The following is a 16,066-nucleotide window of genomic DNA, read 5'->3' as shown; positions in this document are numbered from 1 at the left end:
CCTGCGACCCCATCATTATGAGTGATGTGCTCTAACCAACTGAGCTAAGTAGCCATTTCCAAATTGTTGCTCATTTCGAGACGTTGCCGCTTCGTTGTGAACGGGGCGCATTATGCGGAGTTGAGTGAAACCCGTCAACTTTTTTTTTGAATAAATCACGAATAAACATCTGTTCGGTTTCTTTTTAGTCAAAGAGGCGTATTTGTCAGCAAGAAATAGGTTCAAATGCCGATATATAGGAAGTTAAGTTTTGGATAAGAAGCTCTTTAGAAAGAGCGAAAACGAAAAAGGCCAGTGAATTCACTGGCCTTTTATTAGATGTTTATCGGTAATTAAACGTTGAAACGGAAGTGAACAACATCACCATCTTTAACGATGTATTCTTTGCCTTCAAGACGCCATTTACCTGCATCTTTTGCTCCGCTTTCACCGCCAAATTCGATGAAATGTTCGTAACCAACTACTTCTGCACGGATGAATCCTTTTTCGAAGTCGGTGTGGATCTTGCCTGCAGCTTGTGGCGCAGTCGCACCTACAGGGATCGTCCAAGCGCGAACTTCTTTAACACCTGCAGTGAAGTAAGTCTGAAGAGTAAGTAGTTCGTAACCAGAGCGGATCACTCGGTTAAGGCCTGGTTCTTCGATACCCATGTCTGCAAGGAACTCTTCACGATCTTCATCGTCAAGTTCAGAAAGCTCAGATTCGATTGCAGCACAAACAGCAACAACAACGTTGTTCTCTTTTTCTGCGTACTCACGAACTGCGTCTAGGTAAGGGTTGTTTTCAAAACCATCTTCAGCAACGTTTGCGATGTACATTGTTGGCTTAAGCGTTAGGAAGTTAAGGTAGTCGATCGCCGCTACTTCTTCTTTAGCAAGTTCAACAGTACGAGCCATACCACCTTCAGTCAGGATAGGTAGTAGCTTTTCAAGAACCGTAGTTTCGAATTTAGCGTCTTTATCGCCGCCTTTTGCTTTTTTAGCATTGCGGAATATTGCACGTTCACAGCTATCTAGATCGGCAAGAGCAAGCTCAAGGTTGATCACTTCGATATCTTCGATAGGTGATACTTTGCCTGAAACGTGAACGATGTTTTCGTTTTCAAAGCAGCGTACAACGTGACCGATAGCATCAGTTTCGCGGATGTTAGCTAGGAACTTGTTACCTAGACCTTCGCCTTTAGATGCGCCAGCAACTAGGCCTGCGATATCTACGAATTCCATTGTCGTTGGAAGGATCTTCTGTGGATTAACAATTTTTGCTAATGCATCTAAGCGTAGATCTGGAACCGGAACGATACCTGTGTTTGGTTCGATCGTACAAAATGGAAAGTTTGCTGCTTCGATGCCTGCTTTAGTCAGTGCGTTAAACAGAGTTGACTTACCAACGTTTGGTAGACCAACGATGCCACATTTAAAACCCATGATATAAACCTTATTCTGCTTTGAACGTATGTAAGCGATTTTGTGCTTTTGGTAGGCCATCTTTCAATAAGATGTCTAGGCTACGAACCGATTCGTCAACGACAGCCTCGATACACTCTTGCTCTTTCGCAGGAGCTTTGCCTAATACATAACCTGCAACTTTATCTTTGTGTCCTGGATGGCCAATGCCTAATCTAAGACGATAGAATTCTTTATTGTTACCCTGTTTGCTGATGATGTCTTTCAGACCATTATGTCCACCATGACCACCACCTTTTTTAAACTTTCCAATACCTGGAGGAAGATCTAACTCATCGTGAGCGACCATGATCTCTTCTGGTTTAATTTGGTAGAACTTTGCTAAGGCAGCAACAGCTTTGCCTGACAAGTTCATAAAAGTCGTTGGGATCAGCAAACGAAGATCTTCACCATGAACCATGATACGACCCGTTAGGCCAAAGAACTTTGGTTCGTTCTTCAGTGTCACGTTGTGTACACGTGCTAATTCTTCAACTACCCAAGCACCCGCATTGTGGCGAGTTTTGGCGTATTCTGGACCTGGATTAGCCAGTCCAACGAGAAGTTTTATTTGTTGGCTCAAGGTATGGATCTCTCTTGGGATTTCAAAAAGCGCCGTATGATATCACAGTTTATGAAAAAGGTGCGAGCTAGCTGATAGCAACTCAATGATTCAAACTGTGGTCGTTAGATATAAAAAAAGCACTTCATCGAATGAAGTGCTTAATATCTTTTTCAGATTGTTCTGCTAAAGCAAAGCTATAGAGCTTTGATTAGTTGAACATCGCAGAGATAGACTCTTCGTTGCTGATACGACGAATCGCTTCAGCAAGCATGCGAGAAAGGCTTAGTTCAGTTACTTTACCTGTCGCGGCCATTTCCGGAGAAAGCTTGATTGAATCGGTAACAATAACTTGGTCTAGAACTGAATTGCGGATGTTTTCTGCAGCAGTACCAGAGAATACAGCGTGAGTTGCGTAAGCGAATACACGCTTAGCACCGCGCTCTTTAAGCGCTTCAGCTGCTTTACATAGTGTGCCACCAGTATCGATCATGTCATCAACGATAACACAGTCACGACCTTCAACATCACCGATTAGGTTCATTACTTCAGAAACGTTAGCACGTGGACGACGCTTATCAACGATAGCGATGTCAACATCACCTAGCGCTTTAGCTGTAGCACGAGCACGTACAACACCACCAAGGTCTGGAGAAACCACAACTGGGTTTTCTAGGCCACGGTTAGCCATGTCTTCTAGAAGAACTGGAGTGCCGAAAATGTTATCAACAGGTACATCGAAGAAGCCTTGGATTTGCTCTGCGTGTAGGTCGATAGTCAAAACGCGGTCAACACCAACGTTAGAAAGGAAATCTGCAACAACTTTTGCAGTAATAGGCACACGAGCAGAACGTACACGACGATCTTGACGGGCATAACCGAAGTAAGGGATTACAGCAGTAATACGGCCAGCAGAAGCACGGCGCATTGCGTCAATCATTACCACCAATTCCATAAGGTTGTCATTGGTTGGTGCACAAGTTGATTGAATCAGGAATACATCGCTACCACGAACGTTTTCATTGATTTGAACAGCGACTTCGCCATCAGAAAAACGGTCTACAGTAGCATCGCCAAGAGGGATGTATAGACGATCAGCAATACGTTGGGCTAGTTCAGGTGTTGCGTTACCAGCAAATAGCTTCATATCAGGCACGGTGGAAACCTCGGGTTGCGTCCAGTTTTAAATAGATTGTGGGTGGGCTGATTGGTATTCAGCCAAAGTTTCTTTCAAAGGCGAAATGTTTCGTCCTTTCGCGACAAACGCGGAAACTGTGTCAGGTAGTTGCTCTAGTACCAGTTCGGCTTCTTTTTTGCTGCTAAATTCAGCAAAAACGCACGAACCTGTACCAGTCAATCTCGACGGCGCGTATTGTAGCAGCCATGAAAGTTGCTTATCAACCTCTGGGTACAGCATTCGCACAATTTTTTCGCAATCGTTTACGTATTCTTGCTCTAGAAGCGTTGATAGTGCTCGCTTCGGCGTATTTCGAGTTAATTCTGAATGTGTGAATATGTCTACAGTTGCTATGCTCACTTGAGGTTTAACAACGAGATACCATTTCTCATCCGGATTAGCGGGTTGTAATTGTTCACCAACACCTTCAGCAAAGGCGGCGTGGCCTCGAACGAAGACCGGAACGTCTGCACCAAGCTTTAAGCCAATCTCAGCTAACTGGTCATCAGACAGGTTGAGTTGCCATAAATGGTTGAGCGCGACCAACACGGTTGCGGCATTTGAAGAGCCTCCGCCAATGCCACCTCCCATAGGAAGCACTTTCTTTAACTGAATATCCGCACCGAAAGTTGTCGATGTATATTGTTGAAGGGCAGTTGCGGCTTTCCAAATCAGGTTATCTTCTGTCGCAACGCCTGGAATTTCAGGTGTGATTGTTATCGAGCTTGTTTCTCGGTTTGCGGTAACCGTAAGTTCATCGCCAAAGTCGACAAACTGAAATAGGGTCTGAAGTTCGTGATAGCCATTATCGCGTCGGCCAGTGATATAGAGAAATAAATTCAGCTTAGCTGGCGAAGGCCAGTGCGTTGGCGTTGTTATCATTTTTTCAGTGTCCACTTCGAAACTACAATGTTGATTTTGTTCTCGTCTTGCTTGAATGACAATCGAGTAGGGAGTGGGATTGTCTCTACGTTCGTGCTGTCTTCACTAGAGTTCTTGCTGTCTTCACCAGATAATAGTGTACTCGGCATCTCTGTATTGCGATAGTTAGCAAAATTCAGGGTCCACAATTGACTGCTGACTTGTTTAGACAGAGATTCAAGCGTGTTAGTGCTGTTGAGTTGGTAGCTGTCTGCTTGGTCGGGAATGCCAAGGAACCATTGTGGTAGGTGATCAATGGGGATCTGCAATCCAGTAAGTTGCTCTACCAATACAGATGCACTTGCATGGGTGAATACTTGATCATCGTAAGTCACGACTTTTGCACCCAAACTGTCGATTGTAAGGTTCAAAGCGGTTTGACCAAGGAAAGTGGTCAGTCTTAATTGGCTTTGATTTGGGGAGTGCTTCCATATGAAGTTTAGGCTTTGGCGTTGCTCTGGAGAAATGTAAGCGAGCTTGCCTGAAGCTTGATAGTTTTCTATCTGTAAAAGCCTGTTTTGGTGACTTTGCCACTCAACGCTGGTCGGTTGTTCTGGGATAGACGAGCAACCCACCATAATGATGGTCAAAAAAATAAGAGACGTGATTTTTCGAAGCTTGCTCATATTTGCTCACAACTTGTTCAAATTTATCTAAAAAACGTCTCAACTATAGCATTGAATTCACGAACTCAGGAAAACAAATCCCGCTTGCTCTTTAAATAGAGCCATGCATCAAGTAAAATTCGCCCCTTGTTTCCATTCCCTGATCGAGAACTTCTGATACATGTCTTTGCTTGCCGTAGGTATCAATCACAATACAGCGTCGGTTGAATTGCGAGAAAAAGTCGCTTTTGGTCCAGATAAATTATCTGAGGCACTTAAGCAACTTAACGCAAATGCACACGTAAATGGAAGTGTCATACTTTCTACCTGTAATCGAACTGAAGTGTATTGTGACGTCAAAGGCGTGGCAAAAAACAAGTTGATCGATTGGCTGTCTGTATTTCATCAAGTTAGCCCTGAAGAATTAAAACCGAGTATCTACATCCATGAAGAACAAGCCGCGATTAAGCACTTAATGCGCGTTGCCTGTGGTTTGGACTCTCTGGTGTTGGGTGAACCACAGATTTTAGGTCAGGTGAAGCAAGCTTATACAGATTCCCGAGATAACAAATCTGTTGATGCTTCAATGGAAAAACTGTTTCAGAAATCATTTTCTGTCGCTAAGCGTGTTCGAACTGAAACTGAAATTGGCGGAAGCGCGGTTTCAGTTGCTTACGCAGCTTGCACATTAGCCAAGCACATCTTTGAGTCGATTGCTGAATCAACGGTGTTATTGGTAGGTGCGGGTGAGACGATTGAATTGGTGGCAAAACACCTTTCAGCGAATGGTTGCACCAAGATGATTGTGGCCAACCGAACTCGTGAGCGTGCTTTAGGGCTAGCAGAAGAGTTTGGTGCTGAAGTGATTAGCCTCAATGAAATCCCCGATCACCTGCATCGAGCGGATATCGTGATCAGCTCAACCGCTAGTCCACTGCCTATTATTGGGAAGGGCATGGTTGAGACCGCACTTAAGACAAGAAAACATCAACCGATGTTGTTGGTTGATATTGCAGTGCCTCGAGACGTTGAGTCTCAGGTAGGCGATCTGAATGATGCTTACCTGTATTCCGTTGATGATCTGCAGTCGATTGTTGATGGCAACATTGAACAACGTAAAGTGGAAGCTATCCAAGCGGAAGCTATTGTTAGTGAAGAAAGTGCGGCCTTCATGAGTTGGATGCGCTCACTGCAAGCGGTAGACAGTATTCGTGACTATCGTAAATCGGCCAATGAAATCCGAGAAGAATTATTAAGTAAGAGTTTACAATCACTTGCTGCTGGTGGTGACCCTGAAAAAGTCTTACTTGAGCTAAGTAATAAGCTCACAAACAAATTGATCCATGCTCCAACGCGTGCACTCCAAAGTGCAGCAGAGCAAGGAGAACCTGCAAAATTAACGGTCATTAGACAGAGTTTGGGCTTAGAAAACCCTCAATAATATTCGACCTCCAACAGAATAAGACATTATGAAAGCCTCGATTCTAATAAAGCTTGAAACACTTGTTGAACGCTATGAAGAAGTTCAACATCTACTTGGTGATCCCGATGTACTTGGGAATCAAGATAAATTCCGTGCCTTGTCAAAAGAGTATTCTCAATTAGAAGAGGTGACGGGGTGCTTTAAATCATACCAGCAAGCTCAAGAAGATTTAGAAGCTGCTGAAGAGATGGCAAATGAAGACGACGCAGAAATGCGTGAAATGGCTCAAGAAGAAATCAAAGATGCGAAAGCGAACATTGAACGTCTGACTGATGAGCTGCAAATTCTTCTGATTCCAAAAGATCCAAACGATGAGCGTAACTGTTTCTTAGAGATTCGTGCCGGCGCAGGTGGTGATGAAGCGGGTATCTTTGCGGGTAACCTTTTCCGTATGTACTCTAAGTTTGCCGAGAAAAAAGGCTGGCGCGTCGAAGTGATGAGCAGCAATGTTTCAGAGCAGGGCGGCTTTAAAGAGATGATCGCTAAAATCAGTGGCGATGCTGTTTACGGCACAATGAAGTTCGAGTCTGGTGGTCACCGTGTACAACGTGTACCTGAGACTGAATCACAAGGTCGTGTTCATACGTCTGCATGTACCGTTGCGGTTATGCCTGAGATTCCAGAAGCAGATCTGCCAGAGATCAAAGCTGGCGACCTTAAGATTGATACTTTCCGTGCATCTGGCGCGGGTGGTCAGCACGTTAACACCACGGATTCAGCAATCCGTATTACTCACTTACCAACAGGTACAGTAGTAGAGTGTCAAGACGAGCGTTCTCAGCATAAAAACAAAGCGAAAGCGATGGCTGTTCTTGCGGCTCGTATCGTTCAAGCTGAAGAAGAGCGTCGTGCTGCTGCGATTTCAGATACACGTCGTAACCTATTAGGTTCTGGTGACCGTAGTGACCGTATTCGTACGTACAACTACCCTCAAGGCCGTGTTTCTGATCACCGCATCAACTTAACTATCTACCGCCTGAACGAAGTTCTGGAAGGTGATATGCAAAGCCTGCTTGATCCTGTTCTACAAGAGCACCAAGCCGATCAACTAGCAGCACTTGCTGAGCACAACTAATTACTATGCAGTCAGCATATACGGTTGAAAGTGCTTTAAAGTCAGCAATCGTACAGCTTCAAGAGGGCGATAACACATCGCCCTCGATTGATGCTGCGGTACTGCTTTGCCACGCCTTAGATAAACCAAGATCTTACCTACTGACTTGGCCTGAGAAGTATCTCACTTCAGAACAAGAATCCGAATTCAATACCCTTCTAAAACGTCGCTTAACCGGTGAGCCTGTGGCTTATATTGTTGGTGAACGTGAGTTTTGGTCGCTGCCGTTAAAAGTCTCTCCTTCTACTTTAATCCCGCGTCCAGATACGGAACGTTTGGTTGAAGTGGCGTTAGACAAAACGTATGGCAAGCAAGGTGCGATTCTCGATTTAGGAACTGGTACAGGTGCGATTGCTTTGGCATTGGCCTCTGAGATGCCGAACCGACCAGTGACGGGGATTGATCTTCGTCCGGAAGCGCAGCAACTTGCGACAGAAAACGCTCAGCGATTAAATATCACCAACGCCACCTTTTTACACGGCAGTTGGTTTGAGCCTTTGAACCTAGCCAACTCTGAAAAAGAAGCGGTGAAGTTCTCGTTGATTGTCTCTAACCCACCTTACATAGAGAAGAATGACCCTCATTTATCTCAAGGTGATGTGCGTTTTGAACCGATCACAGCGTTAGTTGCTGAAGAGAAAGGTTTAGCAGATATTCGATACATTTCTGAAAACGCACGAAGCTTTTTAGAAAACGAAGGTTGGTTAGCGTTTGAACACGGTTACGACCAAGGTTTAGCTGTACGTGAGATTATGCAGGCGCTCGGATATCTCGATGTTGTGACAGAGAAAGATTACGGTGGTAATGACCGAGTGACATTGGGTCGTTACTGTTCATAGGCTGCTGTTAATCATCTTGTGAGCAATAGATGATGAACTTGCTAAATTGATACCTTTAACTCGAAAATACACTTAACTTGATAATGCATTTAACGCAGAAATACAGATATTTAACGCAGAAATACAGAGCATTAACGGGTATTGTGTGGCTCGTGTTAACGAAAGACATATAAAAATATAAAGGAATACCATGTACGAAGGTTTAAAACATTTTCACCTATTAACGATTGCTATAAGCGCACTGCTTCTTTCGATTCGTTTCGCTCTTATGATGGCTAACTCACCGAAGCTTAAGCATCCTTTCTTACAGCGTTTCCCTCATATCAATGACTCATTGCTGTTGCTTTCGGGTATTGGTTTGATTTTTATCACTGGCTTTATTCCATTTACACCAGCAGCACCCTGGTTAACCGAAAAACTAACCTGTGTTATGGCTTACATCGCACTGGGCTTCTTTGCGCTTAAGCTAGGTAAAAACAAGCTACTGAGAGTGTTCTCTTTCTTTGGTGCGCTTGGCTGGTTAGCGATGGCAGGTAAAATTGCAATGACGAAGACACCAACATTTTTCGGTTAATTATCTCCTTATTTCGGTTAACTACCTATGTACGAATTTTTTGATGAAGACTTTGACCAGCTAGAGTTAGCTGAAGGTGCATTGATCTTAAATAAAGCGATTAACCCAGAAACTCAAGACAGTTGGGCAGAACAAGAGTTGGCGAGATTGTTAAAAGACGCCGAGTTTGCTTTGGTTAACGAAACGGATGAACAGCAGAAGTTTGAATCCTTTATTCGACTATTCTTTTATGAGTGGGGTTTTGCTGGGGATAAAGATGCGTATTTTTCTTCGGAAAACGCATTTATCGATAAAGTACTTGAGAGAAAAAAAGGCATTCCAGTGAGTCTTGGTGCGATCTTTCTTTATCTAGGTCGCAAGTTAGGCTTCCCTGTTGAAGGCGTGTCTTTCCCAACTCAATTCTTACTTAAAGTGAGTTGGTTCGGGCAAGCTGCTGTATACATTAACCCGTACAACGGCGAGTACGTTGGCGTGCAAACTTTACGAGCATGGCTTATTGGGCATGATGGCCCACTAGCTAAGGTAAAAGCTGAACACTTAGAAGTTGCTGACCACCCAACGATTATTGGTAAGTGGCTAGCGTTACTTAAGAGTGCATTGCTTCGAGAAGAGCGTTATACGCTTGCATTGAAGTGTACCGACCTTGCGTTAACGTTTGTGCCGGATGATCCGTATGAAATCCGCGACCGCGGCTTTATTTATCAGCAGCTAGACTGTCATCAGGTCGCTGCTACGGATTATCAATATTTTATCGACCAATGCCCAGATGACCCTGCATCTGAGCTACTAAAATCTCAAGTGAACGTCATGAACGAAAAGATAGTGGTTGTTCACTAATTAATAATTATTTAGAGAGAATATGATGGAACAGAAAACAGTTCACATTGGCAATATGCCAATTGCTAATGACAAGCCATTTACGCTATTTGCAGGTATGAACGTTCTTGAATCTCGCGATCTAGCTATGCAGATCTGTGAGCACTACGTGAAAGTAACAGAGAAGTTGGGTATCCCTTATGTATTTAAGGCGTCTTTCGACAAAGCAAACCGTAGCTCAGTTCACTCATACCGTGGTCCTGGCATGGAAGAAGGTCTTAAAATTTTCCAAGAGCTGAAAGATACCTTTGGCGTGAAGATCATCACTGATATTCACACTGAAGCGCAAGCTCAGCCTGTTGCTGATGTGGTTGATGTAATCCAGCTTCCAGCGTTCCTTGCTCGTCAAACTGATCTTGTTGAAGCAATGGCTAAGACTGGCGCGGTTATCAATGTGAAGAAGCCTCAGTTCATGAGCCCAGATCAAGTGGGTAATATCGTTGATAAGTTTGCTGAGTGTGGCAACGAGAACATCATTCTTTGTGAACGCGGTTCTTGCATGGGTTATGACAACTTAGTAGTTGATATGCTTGGTTTTGGTGTGATGAAGAAATCATCAAACGGTAGCCCAATCATCTTTGATGTGACTCACGCGCTTCAAATGCGTGATCCATCAGGTGCTGCATCTGGCGGTCGTCGTGAGCAAACGGTTGAACTAGCTAAAGCGGGCATTGCGACGGGTATTGCTGGTCTATTTCTTGAGGCTCACCCTAACCCGGATCAAGCTCGTTGTGATGGCCCATCAGCTCTACCGCTAGATAAGCTAGAACCGTTCTTGAAGCAGATGAAAGCACTTGATGACCTTATCAAAGGCTTCGAGCACATCGAAATCAAATAGTTTTATCTGATGTTAAGTCACTAGTATTAACTAGAGAGTGTTAACTCGTTATTTGATTGTAATAGACAAACGCCCAACTCTTAGAGTTGGGCGTTTTTTAATGGAACATCCGTTTAGTTCACCGAAGCCTCGGCCTATTTGGGCTATGACTAAGCTGTCTGTCTGGCTGTTCACGAACTTGTTTTGCAGTGCGTCAATCCACGATAGGCGATTAACCCCTTGTTAACAGAGCCTCTGATTCCCTAAGAAAGCGGTATAGGTGTGTGAGGTCTGTCCTGTTTGTAGTGAATTGCTGACATTCATCACACTTTATAAGTAAACGATTGCCTGTGATGCAGGGGAAGTTTGAGTGTAATCTCATAATTTTGTTACACTTAACTGTTGATTCATGCGTGACCAATTCGACATAAATATGAAATCATCGTGTTACATTTAGAATGTTAATTTAAGATTAGTCATGTTGAAGTCTTATTGTTCGAACTCCAGACAAGGAGTCGCAATGGATTATAGAAAGCAGTGGATTCCCCTAAAAAGTTCAAAGGTATGACAATGAAGCAACGCCTTATTCTAAAGACAGCACTAAGTGCTGCAATCCTAGCTACTTTGGCTGGATGTGCGTCTCAATCAGCTCATGATTGGAACCAAGACGAAACTTATAAGCTAACTATCCTGCATACGAACGACAACCATGGTCGTTTTTGGCAGAACAAATACGGCGAATACGGCATGTCTGCACGTAAAACGCTTGTTGACCAACTTCGTGCAGAAGTTGAAGCAGAAGGCGGTAGCGTGTTGCTTCTATCTGGCGGTGACATCAACACTGGTGTACCAGAGTCAGACCTTCAGGATGCAGAACCTGATTTTAAAGGTATGAATAAAATTGGTTACGATGCAATGGCATTAGGTAACCACGAGTTCGATAACTCACTAGACGTACTGCAAAAACAGATCGACTGGGCAAACTTCCCAATGCTATCTGCAAACATCTACGACAAAGCGACAGGCGAGCGTAAATTCCAAGCTTACGAGATGTTTGAAAAGCAAGGTATCAAAATTGCTGTTATCGGTCTAACGACTGAAGATACTGCGAAAATTGGTAACCCAGAATTTATTGCTGGTATCGATTTCCGTGACCCTAAAGAAGAAGCGAAGAAACTGATCGCTGAACTTAAAGAAACAGAAAAACCCGATCTTATCTTCGCTGTGACTCACATGGGTCACTACGAAAATGGTCAGCGTGGTGTTAATGCTCCGGGTGATGTAGCACTAGCTCGTTACCTAAATGAAGGCGATCTAGATATGATCGTTGGTGGTCACTCTCAAGAGCCTGTATGTATGGAAGGCCCTAACGTTGCGAAGCAAAACTTCAAGCCGGGTGATGAGTGTAAACCAGACGTTCAAAACGGTACTTACATCGTTCAAGCTCACGAGTGGGGCAAGTACGTAGGCCGTGCTGATTACGAATTCCGTAATGGCGAACTAGAGATGGTGAGCTACGACTTGGTTCCCGTTAACCTTAAGAAGAAAGTTAAGATTGACGGCAAGAAGCAACGCGTTCTTATTCAAGATGAAATCGCACAAGATCCAGAGCTGCTTGAATTCCTACGTCCTTTCCAAGAACAGGGCCAAGCTCAGTTAGAAGTTCAAATCGCTGAGACAAATGGCAAGCTTGAAGGTGACCGTAACGTAGTTCGCTTCCAACAAACTAACCTGGGTCGTTTGATTGCGACTTCTCACATGGAGCGTGCAAAAGCAGACTTCGCTGTGATGAACTCTGGTGGCGTTCGTGACTCAATTGAAGCCGGCGATGTGACGTACAAAGATGTACTAACAGTACAGCCTTTTGCAAACATCCTGACTTACACTGATATGACTGGTAAAGAAGTTCTAGATTACCTAAACGTAGTGGCGACTAAACCTGTTGATTCAGGTGCTTATGCACAGTTTGCAGGTATTTCTATGACTGTCGCTGACGGTGAAGTATCGAATGTCTTCATCGGTGGCAAGCAGCTTCGTTTAGATGAAACATACCGCTTTACGGTACCAAGCTTTAACGCTGCTGGCGGTGACGGTTACCCTAAACTGTCTGATCACCCTGGCTTTGTGAACACAGGTTTTGTTGACGCTGAAGTACTAAAAGAGTACCTAGAAGCAAACAGCCCTGTTGATGTGAACAAGTACGCGCCTTCAGGTCAAATGGTTTACAAGTAATTGAACCCAGTTAATTGAATCACTAGGTGCTAAATTAGATTGACTCTAGCACCATGATAAATTTAACTAAAGCGACGCCTCGGCGTCGCTTTTTGTTTATCTATCGTTTGGATTTGTTATGACCCCTGCAATCAATCTCGCCAAGAAAAAGAAAATCGCTCACAGTGTGCATCAGTATCATCATGATACAAATAACACGAATTATGGATTAGAGGCTGTCGAAGCGCTTGGTCAAGATCCCAAACGTGTATTCAAAACTCTGTTGTTCAGCTTGAATGGTGTGGCGAAAGATTTGGCGGTAGCTGTTATTCCTGTTGACCAGAAGTTAAACCTTAAGCTTGCAGCTAAAGCAGCGAAAGGTAAAAAAGCAGAGATGGCTGATCCAGATATTGCTCAGAAAACGACAGGTTATGTGGTGGGAGGAATCAGTCCTCTTGGTCAGAAAAAAGCATTACCTACCTTTGTTCATTCCAGCGCTACCGATTTTGAAACGATATGTGTGAGTGCAGGGAAGAGAGGGTTAGAGATCGAGCTAGATCCGAAAGACTTAGTACTACTTACGCGTGGTCAGTTTGCTGAACTATGCCTGTAGCTTGTGCTTTCCATAACGATAAACGTACATGATCACAAATAAAAACGCCCGCTAGACTAATCTAGCGGGCGTTTCTTTATCGACAGTCCCGTTTGAAAGGATTCTGACTATTTCTTCAAACCTAAAGTACCACCAACACGTTTCGGTGCAGGTTTGTTCGGCCTGTTTGAATCTTGACTACGGTCTGTCGGTTTACCGCTTCGACGTTCGTTATTGTCGCGATCTGTGCGATTGCGATCCGAACGGTTTTTATCTGAATTAGAACGCTCTGAACGAGAGTTTGATTTCCAGTTTTCGGTATTGCCACCGCCACCGCTTTCACCGTTCGATGAGTTACGGCCACGCTTTGAGTTAGGCGCATGACGGAATTCATCCGCATTGTTACCGCGGTAAGTGCGAGTACGGTTCTCGTTTTGATTACGGCGCGCTGTTGAAGTTTGGTTCTCTTCACGGCTATCAAAAAGTTTCGCGTCAGTTGCTTTACGAATTCGTTGACCTTTCGCGTTCATTTTTGACGCATCTTCAGTACTTACTGAGCCTTCACACATCGCCAAGATTTCATTAATCTCTTCGTCGCTCAGGTAGCGCCATTTTCCGTTAGGAATACCGTCTAATGAGATGTTCATAATACGAACACGGCGTAGCTTAAATACTTCGTAACCGAGCGCTTCACACATACGGCGAATCTGACGGTTAAGGCCTTGCGTTAATGTGATGCGAAACGAGAACTTGGTCTCTTTCTCTACCTTACATGGCAAGGTAACAGTATCGAGAATATGAACGCCAGCGCCCATTTGCTTCAAGAACTCAGTCGTAATAGGTTTGTCTACACGAACCACGTATTCTTTCTCGTGGTTGTTACCTGCACGTAGGATTTTGTTTACGATATCGCCATCGTTGGTCAAGAAGATAAGACCATCAGAAGGCTTATCTAGACGACCAATAGGGAATATACGCTTGTGGTGACCTATAAAGTCGACGATGTTGCCTGGAATATCACGCTCAGTAGTACAGGTGATACCTGTTGGTTTATTAAGAGCAATGTAGATCGGCTTTTCTCTTGAACGAACTGGTTTATTGTCGATCTCAACATCATCACCAGGCAAGACTTTAGTACCCATTTCAGGGATCTTACCGTTAATAGTAACTCGGCCAGCATCAATGAGTTTGTCGGCTTCGCGGCGTGAGCAAAAACCAGTTTCACTGATGTATTTATTAAGGCGTTTAGCTTGGGATTCTTGTGACATGATATTCTCTTAGCGTTTCACAACGGAAATATAGATAAACAAAAAGCAACCTCTGAATAGTTGCTTTGAGCTGGGATTCGTTAACTGAGGACAATTTTAGCACTTGGTGTGAGTCTAGGCACGAAATATCGCTCTTGATGCAAGACCGCTATTAGCTTAATTATTTATCTCAACTTATCAACTGCTGCGCTTTTGATGGCGCTCTCTGTTCTCTAGCTTTTTGTCATTACTCTTTCTGAGCATGACATAGACCGCGCCAGTACCACCATGAAATTGCTGAGCAGAATGTACACATTGAACATCGTTAATCTGTGTTAGCCAATTTGCCACGTAGCTTTTCATCATTGCTGGTGGATTCGAACGCTCACCTTTACCGTGGACAATGATAACGGTGCGAACATCCATTCTTAAACACTGGCGTAAAAATGAGAGTACTTCGTTACGAGCGTCTTTCAGTGTTTTCCTGTGAAGGTCGAGTTTGGCTTGAATTGGATACTTGCCCAAGCGCAGCTTTTTGTATACGCCTTCTTGTACACCATCTTTCTTATAAGCAATGACATCGTCAGGTTTGATCATTGGAGAGTAGTCTAATGATAAGTAGTCTTTCTCGTCGTCAGACAGCCACATAGCGGCTTCACGCTTAGCAAGGTGAGATTCTGTGACTCGGTGTACTTTCTGGTGTTCGGCGGTGTCATGGTCGATACGTTTAACATCGCCCATCATTTCTTGGAATAGATCTAAGTCGTCATCATGAGACATAGTGTGTATCTCAAGTTGGATAAGGATAAGGTAAGTATACCTAAGTTGAGGCCGGGTTTAAAAATGAAAAAACCGGAGAAGACAATAAGTCGGCTCCGGTGCAAAGCGTTTTTACATCTACCTAAAGAAAATGATACTTAAAAGTAGATGATTTAGGCTGAGCGATTCTAGTGAGGAGATTTTTCAGTCATAACTTTGTAGATGAAGAAGCCTCCATAGAACATCATGAGACCCAGAGCCCCGAATATTACTATCATTGAAGATAGCCCCACCGCATTACCAAATAGGAGTTCTAGCCAAAAGTCCATGTGTATACCTCAAAGTTATATGACACGAGTTAGTGTATTAACTGGTGTTATCAATTCACTGATCTGGATCAATCCTGTTTCATAAGTTAAATACTTGTTGGTAACTGTGTGTTTTTCGTCACATTGGCATTTCACTTGTACGTCTTTTGTTCGAACGATTCGATATTGTAAAAAAGAGTGAAAAAAGCCCTTGCGGATAAACTCAGAATCCGTATTATACGCTTCATCGACAGGCAATCAGCCAGTTAGATATCTCGGTGAATAGCGCAGCTTGGTAGCGCATCTGGTTTGGGACCAGAGGGTCGGGGGTTCGAATCCCTCTTCACCGACCACATTAAGAAAGCCTGCTCAATGAGCAGGCTTTCGTCGTTTTAGAGCATAGGAAATAGGATCAGAACCAAGGTGGGGTTCGCCTGATATTCAAAATAAGCTCTTCACCGACCACATTAAGAAAGCTTGCTCATTGAGCTAACACTGATCATTTAAGCATTTTCCTGATCAGTTGAACGATCCTACAG

16 protein-coding genes and 1 tRNA gene are annotated in these 16,066 nt (G+C 43.8%); 9 read left to right on the top strand and 8 right to left on the bottom strand.

The annotated features are described in order from the left end of the window. Positions 1 to 332: 332 nt before the first annotated feature. From ychF to lolB, 5 genes are all read right to left on the bottom strand, one after another. Entirely contained in the window at positions 333 to 1,424 is a 1,092-nt protein-coding gene (gene ychF / locus ACED53_RS20695) for a redox-regulated ATPase YchF (protein ID WP_029223110.1), read from the bottom strand. 10 nt (positions 1,425 to 1,434) lie between these two features. After that, positions 1,435 to 2,025: an aminoacyl-tRNA hydrolase gene (gene pth / locus ACED53_RS20690; protein WP_010439162.1), complete on the bottom strand. Its 591-nt coding sequence runs from the start codon at positions 2,023 to 2,025 to the stop codon at positions 1,435 to 1,437. A 190-nt stretch (positions 2,026 to 2,215) separates the two neighbouring features. Next, on the bottom strand, positions 2,216 to 3,160 hold the full coding sequence (locus ACED53_RS20685; protein WP_017099624.1) for a ribose-phosphate pyrophosphokinase: 945 nt from the start codon (positions 3,158 to 3,160) through the stop codon (positions 2,216 to 2,218). Between the two features lie 27 nt (positions 3,161 to 3,187). Next, the gene (gene ispE, locus ACED53_RS20680) at positions 3,188 to 4,063 is read right to left on the bottom strand and encodes a 4-(cytidine 5'-diphospho)-2-C-methyl-D-erythritol kinase (protein ID WP_029225322.1); all 876 of its coding nucleotides are present in this window, start codon (positions 4,061 to 4,063) and stop codon (positions 3,188 to 3,190) included. Continuing rightward, entirely contained in the window at positions 4,060 to 4,728 is a 669-nt protein-coding gene (gene lolB, locus ACED53_RS20675) for a lipoprotein insertase outer membrane protein LolB (protein ID WP_017099626.1), read from the bottom strand. The genes ispE and lolB overlap by 4 nt, the downstream gene beginning before the upstream one ends. 160 nt (positions 4,729 to 4,888) lie before the next feature. Here lolB and hemA point away from each other — a divergent pair, with 160 nt between their 5' ends. The 8 genes from hemA (at position 4,889) to ybaK (ending at position 13,234) form a co-directional block, all read left to right on the top strand. Beyond that, positions 4,889 to 6,148 (top strand): glutamyl-tRNA reductase, encoded by a 1,260-nt coding sequence (hemA, locus tag ACED53_RS20670; RefSeq protein WP_009848729.1) that lies wholly within the window; start codon positions 4,889 to 4,891, stop codon positions 6,146 to 6,148. A gap of 28 nt (positions 6,149 to 6,176) precedes the next feature. Further along, on the top strand, positions 6,177 to 7,265 hold the full coding sequence (gene prfA / locus ACED53_RS20665; RefSeq protein ID WP_009848728.1) for a peptide chain release factor 1: 1,089 nt from the start codon (positions 6,177 to 6,179) through the stop codon (positions 7,263 to 7,265). A gap of 5 nt (positions 7,266 to 7,270) precedes the next feature. Further along, entirely contained in the window at positions 7,271 to 8,143 is an 873-nt protein-coding gene (gene prmC, locus ACED53_RS20660; protein ID WP_017099627.1) for a peptide chain release factor N(5)-glutamine methyltransferase, read from the top strand. A gap of 190 nt (positions 8,144 to 8,333) precedes the next feature. Next, positions 8,334 to 8,717 carry a SirB2 family protein gene (locus ACED53_RS20655; RefSeq protein ID WP_009848726.1) on the top strand — a complete coding sequence of 128 codons (384 nt, stop codon included), beginning with the start codon at positions 8,334 to 8,336 and terminating at the stop codon, positions 8,715 to 8,717. Between the two features lie 27 nt (positions 8,718 to 8,744). Then, positions 8,745 to 9,554, top strand: a complete 810-nt coding sequence (locus tag ACED53_RS20650; protein ID WP_017097592.1) for a SirB1 family protein — start codon at positions 8,745 to 8,747, stop codon at positions 9,552 to 9,554. A gap of 22 nt (positions 9,555 to 9,576) precedes the next feature. After that, positions 9,577 to 10,431: a 3-deoxy-8-phosphooctulonate synthase gene (gene kdsA / locus ACED53_RS20645; RefSeq protein WP_012603393.1), complete on the top strand. Its 855-nt coding sequence runs from the start codon at positions 9,577 to 9,579 to the stop codon at positions 10,429 to 10,431. A 549-nt stretch (positions 10,432 to 10,980) separates the two neighbouring features. Next, complete coding sequence (gene ushA / locus ACED53_RS20640; protein ID WP_029223112.1) at positions 10,981 to 12,642, top strand: bifunctional UDP-sugar hydrolase/5'-nucleotidase UshA; 1,662 nt, start codon at positions 10,981 to 10,983, stop codon at positions 12,640 to 12,642. Between the two features lie 118 nt (positions 12,643 to 12,760). Further along, complete coding sequence (ybaK, locus tag ACED53_RS20635; RefSeq protein WP_017099628.1) at positions 12,761 to 13,234, top strand: Cys-tRNA(Pro) deacylase; 474 nt, start codon at positions 12,761 to 12,763, stop codon at positions 13,232 to 13,234. 107 nt (positions 13,235 to 13,341) lie between these two features. On the opposite strand, the gene rluF is transcribed toward ybaK, so the two are convergent. The 3 genes from rluF to ACED53_RS20620 form a co-directional block, all read right to left on the bottom strand. Beyond that, positions 13,342 to 14,481 (bottom strand): 23S rRNA pseudouridine(2604) synthase RluF, encoded by a 1,140-nt coding sequence (gene rluF / locus ACED53_RS20630; RefSeq protein ID WP_017097594.1) that lies wholly within the window; start codon positions 14,479 to 14,481, stop codon positions 13,342 to 13,344. A gap of 177 nt (positions 14,482 to 14,658) precedes the next feature. Next, positions 14,659 to 15,240, bottom strand: a complete 582-nt coding sequence (gene smrA, locus ACED53_RS20625; protein ID WP_009848720.1) for a DNA endonuclease SmrA — start codon at positions 15,238 to 15,240, stop codon at positions 14,659 to 14,661. Positions 15,241 to 15,407: 167 nt separating this feature from the next. Then, positions 15,408 to 15,548, bottom strand: a complete 141-nt coding sequence (locus ACED53_RS20620; RefSeq protein ID WP_004736246.1) for a DUF3149 domain-containing protein — start codon at positions 15,546 to 15,548, stop codon at positions 15,408 to 15,410. A gap of 255 nt (positions 15,549 to 15,803) precedes the next feature. Here ACED53_RS20620 and ACED53_RS20615 point away from each other — a divergent pair. After that, positions 15,804 to 15,880: transfer RNA gene (locus tag ACED53_RS20615), tRNA-Pro, on the top strand. The last annotated feature ends 186 nt before the right edge of the window (positions 15,881 to 16,066 follow it).

This window comes from Vibrio sp. 1F169, assembly GCF_041439605.1.
Classification (GTDB): Bacteria; Pseudomonadota; Gammaproteobacteria; order Enterobacterales; family Vibrionaceae; genus Vibrio; species Vibrio tasmaniensis_A.
Note: the sequence above shows the minus strand (reverse complement) of the source record. Positions and strands in the feature narration are given on the sequence as shown.

Excerpts from the sequence above, each read along its gene's own strand:
- ychF (WP_029223110.1), bottom strand. The coding sequence starts at position 1,424 with ATGGGTTTTAAATGTGGCATCGTTGGTCTACCAAACGTTGGTAAGTCA.
- ispE (WP_029225322.1), bottom strand. The coding sequence starts at position 4,063 with ATGATAACAACGCCAACGCACTGGCCTTCGCCAGCTAAGCTGAATTTA.
- lolB (WP_017099626.1), bottom strand. The coding sequence starts at position 4,728 with ATGAGCAAGCTTCGAAAAATCACGTCTCTTATTTTTTTGACCATCATT.
- hemA (WP_009848729.1), top strand. The coding sequence starts at position 4,889 with ATGTCTTTGCTTGCCGTAGGTATCAATCACAATACAGCGTCGGTTGAA.
- prfA (WP_009848728.1), top strand. The coding sequence starts at position 6,177 with ATGAAAGCCTCGATTCTAATAAAGCTTGAAACACTTGTTGAACGCTAT.
- prmC (WP_017099627.1), top strand. The coding sequence starts at position 7,271 with ATGCAGTCAGCATATACGGTTGAAAGTGCTTTAAAGTCAGCAATCGTA.
- ACED53_RS20655 (WP_009848726.1), top strand. The coding sequence starts at position 8,334 with ATGTACGAAGGTTTAAAACATTTTCACCTATTAACGATTGCTATAAGC.
- ACED53_RS20650 (WP_017097592.1), top strand. The coding sequence starts at position 8,745 with ATGTACGAATTTTTTGATGAAGACTTTGACCAGCTAGAGTTAGCTGAA.
- kdsA (WP_012603393.1), top strand. The coding sequence starts at position 9,577 with ATGATGGAACAGAAAACAGTTCACATTGGCAATATGCCAATTGCTAAT.
- ushA (WP_029223112.1), top strand. The coding sequence starts at position 10,981 with ATGAAGCAACGCCTTATTCTAAAGACAGCACTAAGTGCTGCAATCCTA.
- ybaK (WP_017099628.1), top strand. The coding sequence starts at position 12,761 with ATGACCCCTGCAATCAATCTCGCCAAGAAAAAGAAAATCGCTCACAGT.
- rluF (WP_017097594.1), bottom strand. The coding sequence starts at position 14,481 with ATGTCACAAGAATCCCAAGCTAAACGCCTTAATAAATACATCAGTGAA.
- smrA (WP_009848720.1), bottom strand. The coding sequence starts at position 15,240 with ATGTCTCATGATGACGACTTAGATCTATTCCAAGAAATGATGGGCGAT.
- ACED53_RS20620 (WP_004736246.1), bottom strand. The coding sequence starts at position 15,548 with ATGGACTTTTGGCTAGAACTCCTATTTGGTAATGCGGTGGGGCTATCT.